A 21,168-nucleotide genomic window follows, 5' to 3' on the forward strand; every position below is an offset into this window, starting at 1 on the left:
ATGCATTGGAACCCGACGACCGGGCGAAATATTCCGCATCGGCCGCAGCGAGGTGCTAGGCCGGGCTGATCGGCAGATACACCGAGCCGCCCGCCTCCGCGAACTCGCGGGACTTCTGCTCGAAGCCCTCGGCGATCAGCGCCTCCTGGGCAGCGGCTTGCTCCCGGATGTCGGCGGAGATCCGCATGGAGCAGAACTTCGGCCCGCACATCGAGCAGAAATGGGCCTTCTTCGCGGGTTCGGCGGGCAGGGTCTCGTCGTGGTAGGCCATCGCGGTGTCCGGGTCGAGGGAAAGGGCGAACTGGTCGTGCCAGCGGAACTCGAACCGCGCTTTCGAGAGCGCGTCGTCGCGCTCTTGGGCCTTAGGGTGGCCCTTGGCGAGGTCGGCGGCGTGCGCGGCGATCTTGTAGGCGATCACGCCCGCCTTCACGTCGTCCCGGTTCGGCAGGCCCAAATGCTCCTTCGGCGTGACGTAGCAGAGCATCGCCGTGCCCGCCTGCGCGATGATCGCGGCCCCGATCGCGGAGGTGATGTGGTCGTAGGCGGGCGCGATGTCTGTGGCAAGCGGCCCGAGGGTGTAAAAGGGGGCCTCCTCGCAGAGTTCCTCCTCCAGCCGCACGTTCTCCACGATCTTGTGCATCGGGACGTGGCCGGGACCCTCGATCATCACCTGCACGCCGTGCGATTTGGCGATCTTGGTGAGTTCGCCGAGCGTCGCGAGCTCGGCGAACTGCGCCGCGTCGTTCGCGTCCGCGATGGAGCCCGGGCGCAGGCCGTCGCCGAGCGAGAACGTCACGTCGTAGGCGCGCAGGATCTCGCACAGCTCCTCGAAATGCGTGTACAGGAAGGACTCCCGGTGGTGCGCGAGGCACCAGGCCGCCATGATCGAGCCGCCTCTCGAGACGATGCCGGTGACGCGCTTGGCGGTGAGCGGCACATGGCGCAGCAGCACCCCGGCGTGCACGGTCATGTAGTCCACGCCCTGCTCGCACTGCTCGACGATCGTGTCGCGGTAGAGCTCCCAGGTGAGTTTGACCGGGTCGCCGTTGACCTTCTCCAGCGCCTGGTAGATCGGGACGGTGCCGACCGGGACGGGGGAATTGCGCAGGATCCATTCCCGCGTCTCGTGGATGTCGGCCCCGGTGGAGAGGTCCATGATGTTGTCCGCGCCCCAACGGGTGGCCCACACCATCTTCTCGACCTCCTCGGCGATGGAAGAGGTGACGGCCGAGTTTCCGATGTTCGCGTTGATCTTCACGCGGAAGGCTTTGCCGATGATCATCGGTTCGATCTCGGGGTGGTTGCGGTTGGCGGGGATGACGGCGCGCCCGGCGGCGACCTCCTGCAGGACCAGCTCCTCGGCGACGCCCTCGCGCGCGGCGATGAAGCGCATCTCCGGGGTGAGCACCCCAGCGCGGGCGTGCTCGAGCTGGGTGCGGAACGGGCCGTCCGGGCGGGACCACTGGTCGCGCAGCTTCGGCAGGCCCCGGCCCAAGTCGATCTGCGGGTCGTCCTCGGTGTACGGGCCGGAGGTGTCGTACAAGTCCACCTGCTCCCCGTTGGTGAGGTGCACCCGGCGGAACGGGACGCGCAGCCCGTCGTGCTCCATGTAGTGCTTGGAACTGCCGGGAAGGGGACCGAGGGTCAGGGCTTCGGCAGATTGGGCGATAGTCATGATTGCAATGCTCCCTACGTCGGTGTTAACCGGACAGGTTCAGTCGGTCGGCAGGTCGTCCTGCCCTCTCAGCCCGCGTCCACGGGCCCCCGAGCGGTGTGCGCGGCCGGGCTGTCGGCCGCGCACACCAGCCTACAGCGCTCCGGGGCGTTCAGGGCGCTGGGCTCAGCCGGGAGCTGCCCGGCCCTGTTGTGATCGCGGGCGTCCGCATGCCAACCGTTCATCCGGACCGACCGTTGATCCGGCGACAGCAGGGAAGGGCGCTGAGCTGGGCCGGGAAGTCTTTGCGATGCGGCATGGCGGGAAGCCCGCCTGGCGCGGCCCGGTCGCGCGGGCCTTGCGCCCGACGGTCCGCGCGACCGGGCCGAGGGATTTTCTCTTCAGCGGCGGTCGAACCTCCACCGGCCTGCGCGTGAGTTCTGGTAGGCTTTCCCGGTCCCAGTCTCGCAAGGCGTAAACCGCGAATGAGCTGCCCTGAAAGTCCGGCGGACTGGCCACCACCTAGAGACGTATACGCCTCACGGACTTTCAGAGAGCAGCTCCAGGCCCTGCTGCGCGGCGGAGTCTGTGGCGTTGAGGCCCGTTGAGCGCCGACTCGGCGGAGCCTGTGTACCGAAGGAGTGTCTTTCACGTGTCTGAGCCTTCCCTGCCCCTTGCCGGGCTCGAGGCTCTCATCGCGCGGCCCCTCGGTGCAGTCCTCGAGGCCGAAGGGCTTCGAGGAGGTGAGATCCTCGCCCCCTCGGGCGCGGCGGCTTTCGTCGCCGCTGCGGTGGCGCAGCGAGGCAGGACGCTGGTCGTCACGCCGGGGGAGCGGGAGGCTGGAACGCTCTCGCAGGAGCTGACGGACCTGCTCGGAAAGCATCGGGTCGTCTTCGTCCCGGCGTGGGAGACGTTGCCGCACGAGCGGCTCTCGCCGAGCCTGCGGGCCGTCGGCGAGCGGCTTTGGGGATTGCGCAGGTTTCTCGGCAGAGAAGACGGACAGGCTCCCGACATCGCGGTCATGAGCGTGCGCTCGTTCATCCAACCGCTGGACCCCGCTGTGCTCGACGTCGCGCCCGCGCGGCTCCGGGTCGGCGACGAGCAGGACCTCACCCTGCTCGCAGAGCGGCTGACCGCGTTGGGCTACACGCGAGTGGACTTGGTCGCCGAACGAGGCGATTTCGCGGTCAGAGGCGGCATCCTCGACGTGTTCTCCCCATTGGACGACCATCCGGTCCGGGTGCAGTTCTGGGGGGACGAGATCACCGAGCTGCGCTCTTTCTCCGTGATCGACCAACGCTCGTTGGGCGCGGCTTCGGAGAGCAGCCCCGAATCGGAGCGGGCCGAGCTCATCGCGCCGCCGGTCCGGGAGCTGCTGCTCACCGCGCCGGTCCGGGAGCGCGCCGGGGAGCTGGCCGCGAGGGGAGGGCTGCCAGCGCCGATAGCCGAGGCCCTCGCCAAGCTCGCCGAAGGCGTCGTCGCGCCGGGGGCCGAGGCGTTGCGGGACGTTTTGGCGGCCGACGCGCTCAGCAGCGTCGTGGCGCTGCTCGGGCCGGGGACGCAGCTGCTCCTCGGCGACATCGAGCGAGTGATCGCCCGCGCCGCCGACCTGATCCGGACCGACGAGGAGTTCCGCGCCGCCGCCTGGCAGGTCGCTTCGGAAGACTCGGTCCCGATAGACGGCGACGGCAGTGCCTACCGGGATGTCGCCTCCCTGCGGGAAGACGCGAGGGCGGCGGGCTGCGCGGTGTGGGAAGTCTCCGCGCTGCCCAGCTCGCGGCAGATCGAACTGGGCCTGACCGTGCCGGAAATCGCCCGGCCTGGCGAACCGGCGCTCGAATCCGTTGTCGCGGCGTTGCGCGCCCAATTGAACGGCAACGGCGTCGCGGTGGTGGTGGCGCAGGGCCAAGGCACCGTGCAGCGCGTCGTCGAGCAGTTGCGCGCGGCGGACCTGCCAGTGCGGGCAGGAGCTTCGGGCGAGACGCCGCACACCGGGGTCGTGACCGTCCTGCGCGGCGCGCTGGCGCAGGGCGTCCGGCTGGCCCCGCCCGCCGGCGGCAGAGGCACGGCCCCGCCGGATGTGCTCGTCCTGACCGAAGCCGAGCTGACCGGCTCGAAGACGACGAACATCGGCCCGCCCAAGCGCCTCGGCGTCCGCAGGCGGGACCAAGTCGACCCGCTCGCGCTCAAAACGGGCGACTTCGTGGTGCACGACCAGCACGGCGTGGGGCGGTTCGTCGAGCTCGTGGAGCGCACGGTGGCCGGGGCCAGGCGCGAATACGTCGTGGTCGAATACGCCTCCAGCAAGCGCGGCCACCCGCCGGACCGGCTCTACGTCCCGATGGACGCACTCGACCAGCTCTCCCGCTACGTCGGCGGGGAGTCCCCGGCGCTGTCGAAGATGGGCGGTTCGGACTGGTCGAACACCAAACGCCAAGCCCGCAAGGCGGTGCGCGAGATCGCCGGACAGCTCGTCCAGCTCTACGCCGCGCGGCAGACCGCGAAAGGCCACGCCTTCGGCCCGGACAGCCCGTGGCAGGCGGAGCTTGAGGGGGCGTTCGCGCACGCGCCGACCCCGGACCAGCTGACCACGATCGCCGAGGTGAAGGCGGACATGGAGCGCGAAGTCCCGATGGACCGGGTAGTTTGCGGCGATGTCGGCTTCGGCAAGACCGAGATCGCCGTCCGGGCAGCGTTCAAAGCGGTGCAGGACGGCAAACAGGTCGTGGTCCTCTCGCCCACGACCCTCCTCTCAGACCAGCATCTGCGGACCTTCTCCGAGCGGATGGCCCCCTTCCCGGTCAAGGTCAAGGGCCTGTCCCGGTTCACCGACCCGGCGGAGGCGAAAGAGACGCTCGCGGGCGTCGCGGAGGGCGAGGTTGACGTCCTCGTCGGGACGCACCGCGTGCTGCAGTCGAAAGTGCGGTTCAAGGACCTCGGCCTCGTGATCGTCGACGAGGAGCAGCGCTTCGGGGTCGAGCACAAAGAGCACATCAAAGCGCTTCGGGTGAACGTGGACGTGCTGACCCTCTCGGCCACCCCGATCCCCCGGACGCTGGAGATGAGCCTGACGGGCATCCGCGACATGTCCACGATCCTCACCCCGCCGGAGGAGCGCTTCCCCGTGCTCACCTACGTCGGAGCCCACGACGAGAAGCAGGTCGCCGCCGCGCTGCGCCGCGAATTGGTGCGCGACGGCCAAGTCTTCTACATCCACAACCGGGTGAGCTCCATCGAGAAGACCGCCGCGCGCCTGAAAGAGCTCGTCCCCGAGGCGCGGGTGGCAGTCGCGCACGGCCAAATGGGAGAAGAGGCGCTGGAGGCGACCGCCGAGGCGTTCTGGCGCGGGGAGCACGACATCCTGGTCTGCACCACGATCGTCGAATCCGGGCTGGACATCGCCAACGCGAACACGCTCATCGTGGAGCGCGCGGACACCCTCGGCCTCTCCCAGCTGCATCAGCTGCGCGGACGCGTCGGCCGGGGCGGGGAGCGGGCGTTCGCGTACTTCCTCTACGACCCGGAGCGCTCGCTGTCGGAGACCGCGCACGAGCGCCTGGCCACCATCGCGCAGCACTCCTCGCTCGGCTCGGGCATGGCCGTCGCGATGAGGGATTTGGAGATCCGGGGCGCGGGCAACGTGCTCGGCCTTGAGCAGTCCGGGCATATCGCCGGGGTCGGCTTCGACCTCTACGTCCGTCTTGTGGGCGAGGCGGTGACCGCGTACCGGGCCGTGCTCGACGGGAAAGAGATCCCGGCCACGCCCGTCGAGGTGCGCATCGACCTGCCGGTGGACGCGCACATCCCGGTCTCGTACGTCGCGAGCGAGCGGCTCCGGCTCGAAGCGTACCGAGGCCTCGCCGCCGCCGAGGACCACGCGCAGGTGCAAGCGAAGATCGCCGAGCTCGAAGACCGCTACGGCCCGATCCCGCCAGAGGTCGCCCTGCTGCGGGAGATCGCCGAGCTCAAACTCCTCTGCCGCCGTCACTCGATCACCGAAGCGGCGGTGTCGGGGCGGCGGCTGCGGCTCTCCCCGGTGACGCTGCTGGACTCGCAGCAGGTCCGGCTCACGCGGTTGTTCCCCGGCTCGCAGTGGCGCGCTGCCTCCGGGGTGCTCACCGTCCCGCTGCCCTCGGCGGGCGCGGGCAAGGCCGCCGAGGACGCGGGCGGCTCGGCGCTGATCGACTTCGTGCGCCGGGTGGTGGGCGCGATCCACGCCGCGCCTGCGGCTCAGACGCAAGGCGCTGCGGCTGCCTCTCTCGGAGGCGCGCGATGACTGAACTGCGAGATTCCGAGCTGCGCACGCCAAGGCACATCCAGCCCGCGCACGCCGCCTCGGCGGCGGAGCCGCGACGTGGCCGCTGGCTCTGGCCGGGAGCCTTCTGCGTCGGTATGCTCGCCGTCGTCGCGCTCGTGTACGTGTCGTCCACCCAGGAACGCCCGCTCATCGAGGTGACGCCGCCGCCGAAGGGCGAAGCGGTGCCGAACCTCTTCGGACCGCATCCGAAGACCCCGACCGCGCAACTGTTCGCCGAATGGGCCGAGCCCATCTCCCGGCACACCCGGATCCCGAAACGAGCGCTCATGGCGTATGCGAACGCGGTCGTCCTCGCCCGGCAGAACGATCCCGAATGCGGCATCGCGTGGACGACATTGGCGGGGATCGCGTCGAAGGAGAGCGCGAACGGCGAGCACGGCAACGCCACCATCGCCCCGAACGGGGACGTCCGGCCCAAGATCCGGGGCCATGCGCTCGACGGCACCGACGGGACCGTGAAGATGGTGGACACCTACGAGCCGCCCAACCCGGACGGCCCGCCGATCTATGTCCGGGCGAAAGGCCCGTTCCAATTCATCCCGGAGACGTGGGACCGCAACAAAGTGGACGGCAACGCGGATGGCGTTTACGACCCGGACAATATCGACGACGCCGCCGCCACCGCCGCGCACTACCTGTGCTCGCGAGGAGGGGACATGACGACCCCGAAAGGCTGGCGGGACGCGCTGCGCGCCTACAACGACTCGCCTGCCTACCTCCTCGACGTGCGCAGACGGGCCGCGACGTACGCCGGCGGCGGCGGCTTTTGACCGTGGCGGAGCGTATTGTCGAGCTTTCGACGCAGAGCCTCGCCAACGGCGGCAGCGCTGTCGGCAGGCACGAGAACCGGGCGGTCTTCGTGCGCGGCGCGCTGCCAGGCGAAGCCGTTCGCGCCCGTGTCGTGAAGGACAAGGGCTCGTACTGGCACGCCGACCTCGTGGAGGTCCTCGAGGCTTCGCCGCATCGGCGGCCCTCGCTCTGCCCGATCGCCGAGAAGCACGGGTCGGGATGCTGCGACCTCGCTTTCCTCGATCCGGAAGCCGCACGCTCGCTCAAAGGCCGCGTGGTCTCCGAACAGCTCGCCAAGCTGGGCGGGGTCGAATGGGAAGGCGAAGCCGAGGCGTTGGGGGCTCCGACCGGCTGGCGCACCAGGGTGCGCCTCGCCGTGGACGAGTCCGGGCGCGCCGGTTTCCGCCGCTACCACAGCGACGAGCTGACGCACGAGCTCCAGTGCCCGCAGCCGGCTCCCGGCTCTTTGGACGGGCTTGAACGGCGGCGGTTCCCCGTCGGCGCGGAGATCCTCGTGGCCGTGGACGACGAGCAGACGCGGCACGTCCAACTCGCGGACCGGAAACGCGGCAGGCGAAACCTCGCAGGGTCTGGGCATGCTGTTCAGCGTGTGGGCGATCGGGCGTGGCGGCTTCCGGTCCGAGCGTTCTGGCAGCCCCATCGGGAGGCGGCGCGCCGGTATGCGGCGCTGGTGGCGCAGTGGACGGGCGATTTGCCCGAAGCGGACCGCTCTGGCTCCGTCGCCTGGGATCTCTACGGCGGCGCAGGACTGTTCGCGTCTGTGCTCGCGCAGGCGGTCGGGCCGACCGGTCGCGTGTTCACCGTGGATTCAGCGGGCGCGTCGAGCCGAGCCGCCGTCGAATCGCTCGCCGATCTGCGGCATGTCGAGGTGCTTTCCGGCTCAACCGAGAAAATTTTGCCGGATCTGCCGCGAGCCCAGGTCGCAGTCGTTGACCCGCCGCGCTCGGGAGCGGGCCGGGCGGTGGTCGCGGCGCTGGCAGGGACTGATCGGATCATCCACGTCGGCTGCGAGACGGCGGCGTTTAGTCGCGATGTGGGGCTCTATGTCGAGCACGGCTACACCGTTCGTGAGATCCGCGTGTTCGACGCGTTCCCGTTGACGCATCATGTGGAGTGTTTTGCGCTGCTAGAGCGATGACGGCGCGGGCAGGCTCTGCAACACTTCCCCCAAGACGATTCCAGCGCTCTCGTCCATAAGTTTGACTTCACTAGCGAGTGCCGCCCATCGCAAAGAAAAAGAAAAAATGAAAGAACTGCCGGGCGGGAACAGCGCCCATTTCCCTTGCCACCCTTGCCGGCTCGAACTCGGACTCGGGGAGGGCATGACTTGCGGGACTTCGCGAAAGTATTGACGGACGAACCCCCTCGGGATACATTGTCTGCAATTCGCAAAGCGCCAGTTCTGCGAAGTTTGGAAGGCGGAGTCCTGGGAGGAGGTCGTCATGCGCGGTGCTGTGGAGCGTTGCGCGCTGCCCGCGTCGCGCATGGCATGGCCGTCCGCACGTTCTCCTCTCGCCGCCACAGGGGTGGCGTGACGTATGAAGAGCGACTGGTACGCGTACTCGGACCGGCGGCGTTGGGGGTATTTCGACGACGAGGAGAAGATCAAGCGGGCCAGCGCGCAACACAGGCCCGCGCCAGTCTCGAAGCCGCAGCGGGCCTCTGATCCGACTGGCCTCTCCCGCGTGGACGCGGCGCGGACGGCGGCGGCCATGGTGGCGGACCTGGTCGCGCAGTCGCGCTCCTATCCGGGGATCGACTGGGCGGTGAGCGCGTACGAGGACGCGGGCGCGACACGGTTCTACGCGGTGAGCAACGAGGGGGCGGGATTCCTCCCTCCCGGACTGCAATGGGACGCGCGGTTGCGGCACGTCTTCGGCCCTGCTGTCGCGGACGGGGAGCTCGGGCCGTGGCTGGGTCTGGAGAACCCGGCGCGCACGCTCGCCGACCATTGCCTCGCGCTGCGCTCGTCGCGCCCGGAGATCAGGCTGATCAGCCTCGTCAGCAGCCGTCCTGTTGGGGAGGCGGTCGCGCAGCTGCGCAACATGCTGTGCGCCGAGGGCGCGCCGTGCGGCAGCGCCGTCTCCGACGCGACGGCTAAGGCCGCGACCCGGATCGCCGCAGTCGACGGCGGCGCGACCGAGGCGGTCATCGCGAGAATACCGGTCCAAGAACGTTGGCTCGCGGGTCTGGATTTGACGTTGAGCGCGGCGGAGCTGTGCGCGTTCCGCCAACAGAGCCCCCAGATTTCCTGCGTGCTGGACGGCCTTCGGTCGGGCAGGGCCGACGCGCGAGGCTTCCAACTCGTCTGGCAGGAGGGAGCAAGGCTCGCCGCGCAGGCGCAAGCGCGGCGCGTGCCGGACTCCCGGCTCGGATCGCTCGATTTGTATTCGCCCGCGCCGACGTTCCAGGAGGCCATGTTGTTGAGCGCGGGCCATGGCTACGCCTGGCCGTTCTACGCGGCCAGGGTGTGCGCCATGATCGCGATCCTGTTGCGCCTGCGGCTGGGCGACATCCCGCCAGGCAAGAGCCATCTCGCCGAGCTGGCGTACGAGCATGCGTGCGTCGGCGAAGACTTGCAGGCGACGCGCATGGTCTTGAGCGGGCGCGTGGCCGGGGAGCAGAAGGGCGCGGACGGGTGACTTCGGCCCGGAAACTATCAGGCACAGAACAAAGAGAAGGGGAGAGACGATGAACAACGGCGCTGATCCCGGCGGGCGGCCGGGCGTGCTGTCGATCAAAGACCTCGACGCGTTGCGCATAGCGGCGCTGCAATTCCGCGAGGCTGGCGACACGATCACGGGGCTGCAGGCGAACACCTCGATTTCGGAGTCGGTTTCCGGCGGACTGCCGGGCACCGACACCGAAAAGGGCGTGGCGAATGTCGACGAGACGCTCAAAGGCGCGTTGCAGAACCAAGGGCAGTGGCTCGAGGATCTCTCCGGCAAGCTGCTCGGCGCGCTCGACCAGATCGCCCAAGTCGACCACGACGCTGCGGCGGCCCTGGCCCAAGAAGCGCCCGAGCAGGGCGGAGCCCCCGCCGACGCGGGCGGCGGCGCCTCCGGCGGAGGATCGGGCTCCGACAGAGGCGGCTCAGGGGGCGGCGACTCCGGGGGAGGTTCCTCGGGCGGCGGCGCGCCGAGCGGAGGAGGATCCGCCAGCGGCGGCGCGCCGAGCGGCGATTCCGGCTCGGGCGCGCCGTCTGGCTCGGGCGAGCAAGGCGAGGGGCAGCCCTCGGAAGGCGAGGGGCTGCCCGGAGCCCAGGACGCGGCCCAACCGGTCGAGGATCAGACCGGAGACGGCGACGGGGACACGATGTCGATCATGGGTCCGGACGGACGCGAGGTGAAGCTGTCGCCGGAGCAGACCAAGAACGCGAAGGCCATCATCGAAGCGGGCAAGCAGCTGGGCGTGAGCGACGGCGATGTCCAGTCCGCGCTGCAGACCGCGTTGCGCGAGAGCGGTTTGCACAATTACGGGAGCACAGAGTACCCGGAGTCGTTGCAATACGCGGACAAGAAGCCGGACGGATCGCCGTGGCTTTCCAACGACCAGAGCATGATCGGCCTCTTCCCGCACGAGGGCGGAGTCCACGCGGACGTGCAGACCATGATGGACCCGTACGCGCAGGCCGCCCAGTTCTTCGAGCAGCACAGTTCCGGGCAGCGCGCCTCGGCTGGCGGGGAAACCGCCGGGGCGGCCGCAGACCGGGCGCAAATCCTGTGACGAGAGGAGAAGAGGGAATATGAGACCGACGAAATCGCAATTCGACCAGATGAGGCCGGCCGTCCTGGAACAGGCCGTCCAGACGGTCGGAGCGCTCGCGGGCCGTCTCGGCGGCGCGGTGGCGCAGATCGAGGGCGCGCAGCGGACGGTGGACTCGCTGTTGTTGGGGCAGCTCGGGGACACGACGCGGGAGCTTGTCGTCGCGAAGGCGGCGGACTTGCACCGGGAGCTGGACAATCTGACGAGGATCCAGTCCGGCCTGACGAGCGCCGCGAGCGAGATGACCGCCGCGACGAACAACGTGCGCTCCACACTGCAATTGGCCGAGGCGTTGGGCTACGGGGTCAACGACGACTGGAGCCTGCGGCCCGAACGTCCGACCCGGCTGACCATGCGGGTGGTTTCCGACGCGAAAGAGCTCCAGTCCAGGGTCGTCGACGTGGTGAACGCGTGGGACGCGGCGGACAAGAGCGCGGCGGACCAGGCGCGCAAAGCCATCGAGGAAGTCGCGGGCGACGAGGACCAGCGGCGAAAAGACGGCCAGCACGAGGGAGACGGCCAGGCCGACGCCGACGGGCCGCCGCCCGTCGGCGGGCCGGGCGGTCCGACCGGCTCCACCTTCGACATCGCGAGGGGCTACCTCGGACGCAACGCCTCAGACCTCAAGGGCGCGGGCATCGGCATGGACCCGGGCATCCCCAGCGACATTTGCTGCGCGAACTTCGTCTCGGCCGTCCTGCGGCAGTCGGGGATGATCGACTGGCACACGAACGGAGTCGCGGACCTCTCCGCGCGGCTGCAAGCCCAAGGCTGGCAGGTCACCAGCAACCCGCCGCCCGGCGCGGTCGCGATCATCAACGGGAGCCAGCACACCGAGCTCGTCGCGAGCAACAACGGCGGCCATATCACTCTGATCGGTTCGAACAACGTCAACGCGGACGGGACGCAGCGGATCAGCTACGGCAACCCTTACGGCAACATCGTGTACTTGGTGCCGCCCCGTTAGCCCCAGGCGGCTCAGCGCCCGCCCTTGAGGATTTTCTTGAGCATCGCCTTGCCCTTGCCGTACGGGCGTTCCACGTGCACGCCGCTGAGCATCGAGACACCGTTGACCACGACTTTGGGGCGACCGGTCTCGCCGGAGCCGCTCGCCTTGTCCTCGAATTCGCCGAGCACTTCAATGCCCTCGACGCGAAGGTCGAGCTCGTGCGGGACGATGACTTTCGTCCGTCCGAACAACGACCAGACGTTGATCCGCGCGTCGGGGGAGACGAACGAGGCCTCGCGCAGATCGAGGAAGCCGCCGCCGAAGAAGACGAACACATTGAGCGTCTGCGGCACCACCCAGTGCCCCCGGCGGCGGAACCCGCCGAACACGCCGAACAGCGTGACGAGCTTGGGGCCGGATCCGGGGACCACGGCCAGCGGGGCGGCGAGCGCGTGGACGCTCAGGTCGCAGGTCACCGCTTCGAGCTCGCTGTGCGTTTTCGCGGCGTACACCGCCTTCGTGCGCCGCTCGAACTCGTGGATGTCGATCTGGCCCGCTCCCATGGCCCTGCCGAGCAACTGGGTCACTTGCTCACGGTCCATGTCCGAGGCGCGGTAGGCGGTCGGGCCGGAGCGGAACTGGGCGAGCGCTTCGGGAAGCGGCCGGTTCCGCGCGGGGCGCCCGGATGGGAGATGGCCGTCGGTCATCATCACAGAATACCGCTGGCCAGCAGGTTCCGCCAGAACCCGGTCAGCTCAGCGTGAAAATATCCGTTCGAGATTTCTTCCAGCCGCCTCGGGGCAGGTCTTTCGGCGCGATCCCGTCTCTTTCAGCGCTGTCCCGTCGCCGTCGGAGGCGAAAGCCCCGTCGTCTGCGATCAGCCGGGCGGCCTGCCCGGGTGAATACGGCATGACGTGTCGATGATTTCCGAGGAGCCCTCTGGCTTCAGGTATAGGACGACGCAGCGTCTGACGCTTGTGAGAACGCGGACCCGATTCGGCCGCACAGGGCCCCGCCCGGCTACACCCTCGTCGGAGTTCCGGCTCTGACCCCGACGAGCGCGCCCACCGCTCTGTCGCGCGCGTAGGCTCCGACGCCGGGGAAGGCGATCAAGTCGCCCGCGCGCGCGTCCGCCGGGAGCGCGACGACGGCGGTCTCCGCAGGGCAGTGGTGTTCGCTGCGGGGCCGGGAGAGCAGCCGAGTGGGCACATCGGCGGCGAGCGAGTGCCGGTTGACCAAACGGCACTCGTCCAGATCCGCTCCGGGGCAGGAGCGCGGCAGGGCTCCTGCGGTCGGCAACGGCCCGTCGACGTGCGCGCACGGCTCGCCGTGCGCGCCGACGCTTTTGGCGATGACCCGGACCAGGCGCACGCCAGCCTGGCCGACGACGCCTTGGCCGGGTTCGACGACCAGGCGGGGGAGCGGCCGAGGAACGGCTGCTTCGGCGAGCGCCCTTGCGGTCTCCACCGACACGCCGCCGCCGAGGTTGATCTGCTCCGCGACGAAGCCGTGCGCCGCGCGCATACGGTCGAGGAACTCGAGCAGGGCGCCCTGCGCTTGGTCGTGCGTGCCCGAGCTGACGTGGCAGTGCAGCCCGACGACGCGCAGATGCTTCTGGCGCGACGCGCGCAGCCAAGCCTCTTCGGCCAAACCGGACAACGGGAAGCCGAAGGCTTGCTCGAGTTCGTCGGAGAGGCCGACCCGTAAAAGGATCTGCTGCGGCCGGTCGACGCGCGAGGCCAGCCAGGCGAGCTCGTCGAAGGTGTCGACGCTGATCCGCCCGACTCTCGCGGCGAGGGCGGCGGCGAGCTCCTCCCGCGTCTTGACCGCGCCGCCCGCGATGATCCTCGACGCGGGGAACCCGCCTCGAAGAGCGGCTCCGAGCTCGTCGGGAGAGCCGACGTCGAGCGAGAGCCCCTCGTCGGCGAGCCACCCGGCTATCGCGGGGGTGAGCAAGGCGCGGCCGGAATACGCGATCTCCCCGTGGGGAAGGGCGGCGCGGTACGCCTTGGCGTGGGCTCGGACCTCGGCCTCGTCGATGACGTCGCACGCGGTGCCGAACTGATCGGCCAGATCGGTCAGGCCGCAGCCGCCGACGGCAGGTCTGCCGTCTTCGTCGCACCGCAACGTGGCGGGCCACGCCCGATGGTCGAACCGAGGCCGGGCGGCGGCCCGGAGCGAGGGGCAGAGCTCGAGCAAAGTCACGGGACATTCATACGCCCGAAGGAACCGCACGTGGGCCGTATTGATGGGATTTTGACATCCCTAACGGGATCTTGACGAAGGCCGTGGAAAAGCGAAGGAGCCCTCCCGGCCGGGAGGGCTCCTTCGCTGTGTCCGCCGCGGGGACGCGGCGACGGCTCACTTGTTGGTGAAGGGGAGCAGCGCCATCTCGCGAGCGTTCTTCACGGCGACCGCCACATCGCGCTGCTGGCGCGGGGTCAGGCCGGTCACGCGGCGGGAACGGATCTTGCCGCGCTCGGAGATGAACGTGCGCAGGAGGTTCGTGTCCTTGTAGTCCACGTGCTCCACGCCTTGCGCCTTCAACGGGTTCTTCTTCGGCTTCCGGATCTCGGCGACACGGAGCTTCTTCACAGGAGGCTTGCGGGCCATGCTTTGCTCACTCGTTTCTTTACGTCGTAATGGTCAGTCGGCGGCTAGCTGATTACCAGCTGGACTTGTGGACGCCGGGCAGCTCGCCCCGGTGCGCGAGCTCGCGCATCCGGACGCGGGAGAGGCCGAACTTCCGGAGGTACGCGCGCGGGCGGCCGTCAGAGGCGTCGCGGTTGCGCAGCCGGATGGGGCTCGCGTCGCGGGGGAGCTTGTGCAGCGCGGCCTGAGCCTCCTCGCGGGCCTCGTCGGTGCTCTGCGGGTTGCGGATGATCTCCTTGAGCTCCGCGCGACGCTCGGCGTAACGCGCGACGATCTCGGCGCGCTTCTCGTTCTTCACAATCTTGGCTCTGCTCGCCATGTGCGATCAGCGCTCCTCTCGAAACTCGACGTGCTTGCGGGCGACCGGGTCGTACTTCTTGAGCACGATCCGGTCAGGGTCGTTACGCCGGTTCTTCCGGGTGACATAGGTGTACCCGGTACCCGCCGTGGACTTCAGCTTGATGATCGGACGGACCTCGTTCTTGGCCATGGTGTTGTCTCCCTAATCCTTCGAGTCCGGCGCCTAGACCTTCACGCCTTTGGCGCGAAGCTCGGCCACCACGGTCTCAATGCCTTTGCGGTCGATGGTCTTGATTCCCTTGGCCGACACGTTGAGGGTGATCGTCCGCCCTTCGCTGGGCAGGAAGTAACGACGGCGCTGGATGTTGGGGTTCCACCGGCGGTTGGTCCGACGATGGGAGTGCGACACCGCCATGCCGAATCCGGGCTGGCGGCCAGTGACCTGGCAGTGTGCGGACATGCGTCAGTGCTCCTTCAAAATTAAAGCTCGTGTCGACGGGGCTGATCGCCGTAGCGTATCATTTCGCCTGTTCAGGACATTCTCAACCCCCGGCTGAGGGCACGTCTCAGCTCGGTTTCGTGAATGTGCTTGCAATACTGTACCCTGTAACGGCAGGTGAGAGCAATTCAGCTGGTTCCGACACGCTCCCGGACGGGGGCGCGGGGTCGGCGAAGATGCCCATCAACAGCGTGAACGCGCGTTTGACGGCGCGCGACACGAAGCGAAACGACACGAGAAAAACCGACGAAGAGGATCCGAAGAGATGGCTGTCCCCAAGCGGCGCAAGTCGCGCTCCAACACCCGTGCCCGCCGCTCGCAGTGGAAGGCCGCCGCTGTCGACCTGGTGACCGTCCGCGTCGCGGGCCAGGACGTGCGCGTCCCCCGTCGTCTCGTCAAGGCCGTGCACCTGGGCTACGTCGAGGTCTAGGCCGTCGGCCTGCCGAGCGCCCGGCCCCGCAAGCGCGGCGCTCCTTACCCCGCTCCGGCTGCGCGCGCCGTCCTCGGCCTTGCGTCCGGATCCGTCTGGATCGGCAGGGCGGGGTTGGCCGCCTCTTGCGTAGCTTCTTAGCTCTGTCTCAGCTCAGATAGGCAAACTATCGATCATGGACATCCTTGTGGTCGACGACGATCGTGCCGTGCGCGACTCGTTGCGGCGGTCGTTGTCGTTCAACGGTTATTCGGTGCGGACTGCGGAGAACGGGATCGAAGCGCTCTCGCAAATCCTGGAGGACCGTCCGGACGCGATGGTGCTCGATGTGATGATGCCTGGTTTGGACGGGCTCGAAGTGTGCCGCAGGTTGCGCGGCTCTGGCGACGATCTGCCCATTCTGGTGCTCACCGCGAGAGACACCGTTTCCGAGAGGGTCGCGGGCCTCGACGCCGGGGCGGACGATTATTTGCCGAAGCCGTTCGCGCTCGAAGAACTCCTCGCCCGCGTGCGGGCGTTGCTGCGCCGCCGCACCCCGCAGTTGGAGCCGGGCGTGGAAGCCTTGACCTTCCAAGACCTCAGCCTCGACCCGGCCACGCGCGATGTGCGTCGGGGCGAGCGCGAGATCAGTCTGACCCGCACCGAGTTCGCCCTGCTCGAAATGCTCATGGAGAATCCGAGGCGGGTGCTGACCCGGACCCGCTTGCTGGAGGAGGTCTGGGGGTACGACTTCCCGACCTCGGGCAACGCCCTTGAGGTCTATATCGGCTATCTCCGCAGGAAGACGGAAGCAGAGGGCGAGAACAGGCTGATCCACACAGTCCGGGGCGTTGGCTACGTGCTGCGCGAAACCCCCCCATGATCAAAACTCACCGCCCAGATCGCGATCTGCCGCGCTGTCGGGCGCTCATGCGCGGTTCCGCTGGCACTCCGCTCGTCGCGCACCACACGCCCTGCCGCCTTGCATCTCATCGATCTGGATCGGCGGGGGCTGAAGCGGTTGCGCCTCAACCGAGCGAGATCGCGGAATGACCACGCCATGGCGGCAGCGGAACATCACGTTGCGGGCGCGGCTCGGGATCCTGTCCGCGTCTTTGGTGGCGGCGGCCGTGGTGGTGCTGACGGTCACGGCGTATATCGTCGTGAGCCGGGCTCTGTACGACAACGTGGACGAGCAGCTGCGGGCCCGCGAGGCGCTCATGATCGGCTCGGTGGACCAGACCCGCGCGGTCCTGCAGTCGGCGGAGGCTCCGATTGTCGGAGACGAGATGTTCAACGTGATGCTGGTGCGCGAGGACGGCCAGGCGTTCGAATTCGGCCAAGTCCCCTTCGGCTCAGCGGAGCGCGAGGTGGCGCACGGGCTGCGGGCGGAGTCGCTGCGGACGTTCCGGGGACAACGAGTGCTCGCGCACAAGCTGCCGGAGGGCGAGACGCTCATTCTGGCCCGCCCGCTCGCGCCGATCGACGAGCTGACCGACCGTCTGGCGTGGATCTCCGTGCTGGTCGGCCTGTGCGGGGTCGTCGTCGCGGCAGTGATGGGGCTCGCCGTCGCCGCGACCGGCCTCGCTCCGGTCGGGCGGCTCACCGCCGCGGCCGAGCGGATCGCCCGGACCAACGACTTGACGCCGATACCGGTCAGCGGGCACGACGAGCTGGCCCGTCTGACCGAGAGCTTCAACGCCATGCTGCGCGCGCTCGCGGAGTCGAGATTCCGGCAAAAACGCCTCGTCGAGGACGCGGGCCATGAGCTGCGCACGCCGCTCACGTCGCTGCGCACGAACGTGGAGCTGCTCATCGCCTCGTCGCAGGAGGGAGCCGCGCCCGTGTCGGAGAAGGACATGGCGGATCTGCGCGCCGACGTGCTCGCCCAAATCGAGGAGTTCTCGACCTTGGTGGCGGACTTGGTCGACCTCGCGAGAGAGGACGCGCCGGATCCGGCAGAAGGACAGGTGGACCTCAGCGAGGTCGTCGACAGCTGCGTGGAGCGGGTGCGCCGCAGGCGTGGGGATGTGGAGTTCGACGTCCGCCTCTCGCCGTGGTTCCTGCGAGGCGACCCGGCGAGCGTGGCGCGGGGCGTGCTCAACGTGCTCGACAACGCGGCGAAGTGGAGCCCGGCGGGGGGCAGGGTCGAGGTGCGGCTGCGCGAGGTCGAGCCTCCGCCCGAAGCCGTCGGCGGCGCTCCCCGGCTGGTCGAACTCGTTGTCGCGGACGAGGGGCCCGGCATCCCGGAGGAAGACAGGGCGCTTGTCTTCGAGCGGTTCTACCGGGCCACGTCCGCCCGCTCGATGCCGGGGTCAGGGCTCGGGCTCGCGATCGTCAAGCAGGTCATGGCCCGGCACGGTGGGAGCGTGTCCGCAGAATCCTCGCCGAGCGGCGGTGCGTTGGTGCGAATGGTCTTCCCCGGCAGCCCGACGCTCGCGGTCCCCGAAGAGAGCCCAGGTCACGAACAGGTCTAACCGCTAGCCAACTTCTCAGGATCTCGCTAGTCTGACTCTTAGCTGACATTTAGCTTGGGGCTCCATCATGGTCGCAACCCCCAGGTAGCAACTGACATGAGACGAGTGAGAATGAGCGAAGACTCGAACGCCGCAGCTTCCCAGCCCCAGCCGGATGGACCGCAGTCCCAGCAGGCCGCCCAGCACGGCCCGGAGGCGACTGCGCCTTTGCCCGAGCAGGCCCAGGAGCCTCCCGCGCCCGCCCAGGCTCCGGCGGAGCACTGGATGTGGTCTCGCCCGGGTCAGGCTGCTTCCGCCCAGGGCTCCGCGCCGCAACCGCAGAGCTTCGCCCCGTGGACGGCGCACCACGCGGCCCCTGGCCCGTCCTCGCACACCTCGGCCTTCTTCTCCCACGCCCCTGCTTCCCACGCCCCGGCCGCCGCGCAGGCGAAGCCGAAGGGCCGCGCGGGCCGGGCGCTGGGGCTGACTGCCCTGCTGGCGGTCTTCGCCACCGGCGCGGGCGCTGTGGGGGGAGCGGGCCTTGTGTACGCGCTCGACCATCGGGGGGGACTGCACTCAGCCTTGCCAGACGGCGGCGACCGGGGGATTTTGGGGAATAAAGGCCTTCCAGCCGCCGCCAGCGGACGGCCGATGACGGTCGCGGAAGTGGCTGCTCTGGTCCAACCCGAAGTAGTCCAGATCGAGGTGGTCGTCCCGGACGGACATATCACCGGTTCGGGCGTGATCCTCAGCGCGGACGGCAAGATCCTCACGAACAACCATGTCGTGACGGACGCTTCGAGGGGCGGGGCGGTCATGCAGGTGCATCTGCACGACGGCACGACCCTGTCCGCCTCGGTGGTGGCGGCCGACCCGGACACCGACCTCGCGGTGATCCAGGCGAAAGGCAGATCGGACCTCCCGACCGCGAAACTGGGCTCCTCGGCGAAACTGGCGGTCGGCCAGGACGTGGTCGCCATTGGCTCTCCGATGGGCTTGGAGGGGACTGTCACGCGGGGCATCGTGAGCGCTCTGCGACGTCCTGTCGCCGCGGGCGGCGACGAGGGCAGCGGGAGGACGAGCGCGCTGGAGGCGATCCAGACGGACGCGTCGATCAACCCCGGCAACTCGGGCGGGGCGTTGGTGAACATGCAGGGCGAAGTGGTCGGGATCAATTTCATGATCTACACCCTCGGCGAGCGGGAGGGCCAGTCCGGATCGATCGGGCTCGGTTTCGCGATCCCGATCGACTTGGCCAAGCACGTCTCGGACCAGTTGATCCAGAACGGCAAGGCGACGCATGCTTCGCTGGGGGTCACGGTCCGGGGGACGGATCCCGCAGCGGCGGTCCACGGCGTCAGCGTGCTCGGAGTCAACTCCGGCAGCGGGGCGGAGACCGCAGGGCTCTCCGTTGGGTCGGTCATCACGAAGGTCGACGGTCGTCCGATCGACGGCACGGTGGCATTGGTGGCGGCAGTCCGGGCGCACGACCCTGGGGAGAAGATCCAGATCACATACACCGACGGCTCTCCAGGCGGGTCGGAGCGCACCGTGCCGGTCACGCTGGGGATGTCGTGATGTCGGAGCGCTCGAAGATCTCTGTTCACCCAAAGGCCCAGGCGTCGGACCTGTCGGCTACGGTGTCAACCGTGGTGCATGTGTCGAAGGCGATCGGTCGGGCGTTAGTCGTGGTGGTGGATGATCGGGCCGCGTCAGGCCACCCAGAGGACCAGCTCGGCGCGTTGGTGAAGGAGCTTCTGAACGAGGGGGGTTTCCACGTCGACGCGATCGTCGTGGTCCCCTCCGATATGGCGGACATCAGAAACGCGCTCAACACCGCCGTGATCGGCGGCGTTGACCTGGTGGTTTCGGTCGGCGGCGTGGGGGTGTCCGATCGGGACGTGACGCCGGAGGCGACTTTGGAGCTCATAGATTTGCAGCTGCCCGGCATCGAACAGGCGTTGCGCGCTTCCGGACTGTCGGCCGGATCGATCGAGGCGGGCATATCGCGCGGGGCTGCAGGAGTGTCGGGCAGCACGCTCGTGGTGAACCTCGCCGGGACGCGGCCAGCCGTTCGGGACGGGATGGCCACCTTGATCCCTCTGGCGGAGAACGTCATTCATCAACTTTCGGTGCTGGACGACTGAACATTAGGTGAACAAATATCGACCGGAGGGAATCGGTATTTTGTTTCTGTTGCGCAAGTTGCGGCAGTGCATTCTACGACTGTGGCATTTGCCTATGATCCAACCCACTTCTTTGTTCACTTTGTGATATTAATCACTTTAAATGCCCCGTTTCCGCCTTACCGATCTGGGCGAGGTGTGCAACGATCTGATTGCTAGATCGATGACGCTCTAGTAACGGTTCGGCCCAAGTGCGACGGCGGCCACGATTTGTGGTCGCCGTTGTTGGATTTGTGGTCAGCCCGCGCGGAAGCGATCGGGAACGGCGTTGAGCTGCCGTTGCCCCCGGCCTCGCTATCCAAAGGCTCCGGAGGTCCGGTCGTCTTGTGGGGATCACGATTTGATAACGTACCGGAACGGGTCGGAATAATGATGGCTCCGCGGCGCTGCGGAACTGCTGCCGGACCCAGCCCAAGACAACAGCGAGAACAGCCGAACTGTTAATCCACCAGTGTGATTTGAGGAGAATCAGGTCTATGAAAGCTCAAGGACGCGTCCGCCGGTGCGCGACGATGCTCGCGGCTGGTGCGCTTGCGCTCGGCTGGGGCGCTTTCGACGCGAATCTGGCCCACGCGGATGTCTGGTACGACCTGGACGACGCGGAGCGCAGCGTCACGAACGACGAGGGCACCTATGTGGATCTGAAGTTCTACGACAACCACGTGCTGGTGTCGCAGGACCTTTCGGCGAACGGCGCGGGGCGGACGGCTTGGACGAGCGGGACTATCTACGCGAGGATCACCGGGCCCGCTGTGGACGGGAAGAGCCCGCTCGAACTCACGAACAACTACAACCAGTACGGCATCATCATCCGCAGCGGATACGATGTCGGCTGCCAGGTGAACATCCAGGGCCTCAGCGCTGGCCTGAACTTCGCGGGGACGCTGAACGGGCTCGGAGTCGGCGTCGGCGGCAGCCTCACCATCCCGCTCAACCCCGGGCAGGTGGCCCGCATCGAGATCGCCTATCGCGACACCTTGGGCGCGGGGGAGTATTACTTGCAGTACACCGACGTCGGTCTCACCACGCAGCTTTGCGGCGGTTACGCGGCGGCGCGCGCCTACGCGATCGTCCAGGTCCCGAGTAACTTCTATGTACTGAACACGGTCTATGGCACTCCGTTCAACATGGGCTGACCTCGAAGGCCGCAGAAGCGAGACCTCACGACAA

19 protein-coding genes and 1 riboswitch are annotated in these 21,168 nt (G+C 68.3%); of the genes, 12 read left to right on the forward strand and 7 right to left on the reverse strand.

Annotation, left to right across the window (positions count from 1 at the left end; genetic code table 11):
* Positions 1-55 precede the first annotated feature (55 nt).
* Complete coding sequence (gene thiC / locus HMPREF9336_RS14545; protein WP_007468322.1) at positions 56-1,675, reverse strand: phosphomethylpyrimidine synthase ThiC; 1,620 nt, start codon at positions 1,673-1,675, stop codon at positions 56-58.
* A riboswitch (TPP riboswitch) is annotated at positions 1,670-1,778 on the reverse strand. It overlaps the preceding gene by 6 nt.
* A 528-nt stretch (positions 1,779-2,306) precedes the next feature.
* On the opposite strand from thiC, the gene mfd reads away from it, so the two are divergent.
* From mfd to HMPREF9336_RS17640, 6 genes are all read left to right on the forward strand, one after another.
* Entirely contained in the window at positions 2,307-5,930 is a 3,624-nt protein-coding gene (mfd, locus tag HMPREF9336_RS14550; RefSeq protein ID WP_021030768.1) for a transcription-repair coupling factor, read from the forward strand.
* Positions 5,927-6,742 (forward strand): lytic transglycosylase domain-containing protein, encoded by an 816-nt coding sequence (locus tag HMPREF9336_RS18555; RefSeq protein ID WP_007468325.1) that lies wholly within the window; start codon positions 5,927-5,929, stop codon positions 6,740-6,742. Before mfd ends, HMPREF9336_RS18555 begins: the two co-directional genes overlap by 4 nt.
* Positions 6,739-7,920, forward strand: a complete 1,182-nt coding sequence (locus HMPREF9336_RS14560) for a class I SAM-dependent RNA methyltransferase (protein WP_007468327.1) — start codon at positions 6,739-6,741, stop codon at positions 7,918-7,920. The genes HMPREF9336_RS18555 and HMPREF9336_RS14560 overlap by 4 nt, the downstream gene beginning before the upstream one ends.
* Positions 7,921-8,320: 400 nt before the next feature.
* Positions 8,321-9,424, forward strand: a complete 1,104-nt coding sequence (locus HMPREF9336_RS14565; RefSeq protein ID WP_007468329.1) for a hypothetical protein — start codon at positions 8,321-8,323, stop codon at positions 9,422-9,424.
* Between the two features lie 49 nt (positions 9,425-9,473).
* A complete protein-coding gene (locus HMPREF9336_RS17635; RefSeq protein ID WP_007468331.1) occupies positions 9,474-10,508 on the forward strand; it encodes a hypothetical protein in 1,035 nt (344 codons plus the stop codon).
* Between the two features lie 19 nt (positions 10,509-10,527).
* The gene (locus HMPREF9336_RS17640) at positions 10,528-11,514 is read left to right on the forward strand and encodes a CHAP domain-containing protein (RefSeq protein WP_007468332.1); all 987 of its coding nucleotides are present in this window, start codon (positions 10,528-10,530) and stop codon (positions 11,512-11,514) included.
* Between the two features lie 11 nt (positions 11,515-11,525).
* On the opposite strand, the gene HMPREF9336_RS14580 is transcribed toward HMPREF9336_RS17640, so the two are convergent.
* From HMPREF9336_RS14580 to rpmB, 6 genes are all read right to left on the reverse strand, one after another.
* Entirely contained in the window at positions 11,526-12,203 is a 678-nt protein-coding gene (locus HMPREF9336_RS14580) for a DUF1707 SHOCT-like domain-containing protein (RefSeq protein WP_021030770.1), read from the reverse strand.
* A 313-nt stretch (positions 12,204-12,516) separates the two neighbouring features.
* Positions 12,517-13,701, reverse strand: coding sequence for a diaminopimelate decarboxylase family protein (locus HMPREF9336_RS14585; RefSeq protein ID WP_007468336.1), 1,185 nt, complete (start codon positions 13,699-13,701; stop codon positions 12,517-12,519).
* 156 nt (positions 13,702-13,857) lie between these two features.
* Positions 13,858-14,109 (reverse strand): 30S ribosomal protein S18, encoded by a 252-nt coding sequence (rpsR, locus tag HMPREF9336_RS14590; protein WP_007468338.1) that lies wholly within the window; start codon positions 14,107-14,109, stop codon positions 13,858-13,860.
* A gap of 52 nt (positions 14,110-14,161) precedes the next feature.
* The gene (rpsN, locus tag HMPREF9336_RS14595) at positions 14,162-14,467 is read right to left on the reverse strand and encodes a 30S ribosomal protein S14 (RefSeq protein WP_007468340.1); all 306 of its coding nucleotides are present in this window, start codon (positions 14,465-14,467) and stop codon (positions 14,162-14,164) included.
* Between the two features lie 6 nt (positions 14,468-14,473).
* Entirely contained in the window at positions 14,474-14,638 is a 165-nt protein-coding gene (gene rpmG / locus HMPREF9336_RS14600; RefSeq protein ID WP_007468344.1) for a 50S ribosomal protein L33, read from the reverse strand.
* 33 nt (positions 14,639-14,671) lie between these two features.
* Positions 14,672-14,908: a 50S ribosomal protein L28 gene (gene rpmB / locus HMPREF9336_RS14605; protein WP_007468346.1), complete on the reverse strand. Its 237-nt coding sequence runs from the start codon at positions 14,906-14,908 to the stop codon at positions 14,672-14,674.
* Positions 14,909-15,212: 304 nt separating this feature from the next.
* On the opposite strand from rpmB, the gene rpmF reads away from it, so the two are divergent.
* From rpmF to HMPREF9336_RS14635, 6 genes are all read left to right on the forward strand, one after another.
* Positions 15,213-15,377, forward strand: coding sequence for a 50S ribosomal protein L32 (gene rpmF / locus HMPREF9336_RS14610; RefSeq protein ID WP_007468350.1), 165 nt, complete (start codon positions 15,213-15,215; stop codon positions 15,375-15,377).
* 175 nt (positions 15,378-15,552) lie between these two features.
* On the forward strand, positions 15,553-16,239 hold the full coding sequence (locus tag HMPREF9336_RS14615) for a response regulator transcription factor (protein WP_007468352.1): 687 nt from the start codon (positions 15,553-15,555) through the stop codon (positions 16,237-16,239).
* A gap of 166 nt (positions 16,240-16,405) precedes the next feature.
* Positions 16,406-17,833 carry a sensor histidine kinase gene (locus HMPREF9336_RS14620; protein ID WP_007468354.1) on the forward strand — a complete coding sequence of 476 codons (1,428 nt, stop codon included), beginning with the start codon at positions 16,406-16,408 and terminating at the stop codon, positions 17,831-17,833.
* A 111-nt stretch (positions 17,834-17,944) separates the two neighbouring features.
* Entirely contained in the window at positions 17,945-19,390 is a 1,446-nt protein-coding gene (locus HMPREF9336_RS14625) for a S1C family serine protease (RefSeq protein WP_007468356.1), read from the forward strand.
* On the forward strand, positions 19,390-19,959 hold the full coding sequence (locus HMPREF9336_RS14630) for a MogA/MoaB family molybdenum cofactor biosynthesis protein (protein ID WP_007468358.1): 570 nt from the start codon (positions 19,390-19,392) through the stop codon (positions 19,957-19,959). The genes HMPREF9336_RS14625 and HMPREF9336_RS14630 overlap by 1 nt, the downstream gene beginning before the upstream one ends.
* 515 nt (positions 19,960-20,474) lie before the next feature.
* Positions 20,475-21,134 carry an MspA family porin gene (locus tag HMPREF9336_RS14635; protein WP_007468360.1) on the forward strand — a complete coding sequence of 220 codons (660 nt, stop codon included), beginning with the start codon at positions 20,475-20,477 and terminating at the stop codon, positions 21,132-21,134.
* The last annotated feature ends 34 nt before the right edge of the window (positions 21,135-21,168 follow it).

It is taken from the genome of Segniliparus rugosus ATCC BAA-974, assembly GCF_000185725.2.
GTDB classification, from domain to species: Bacteria; Actinomycetota; Actinomycetes; order Mycobacteriales; family Mycobacteriaceae; genus Segniliparus; species Segniliparus rugosus.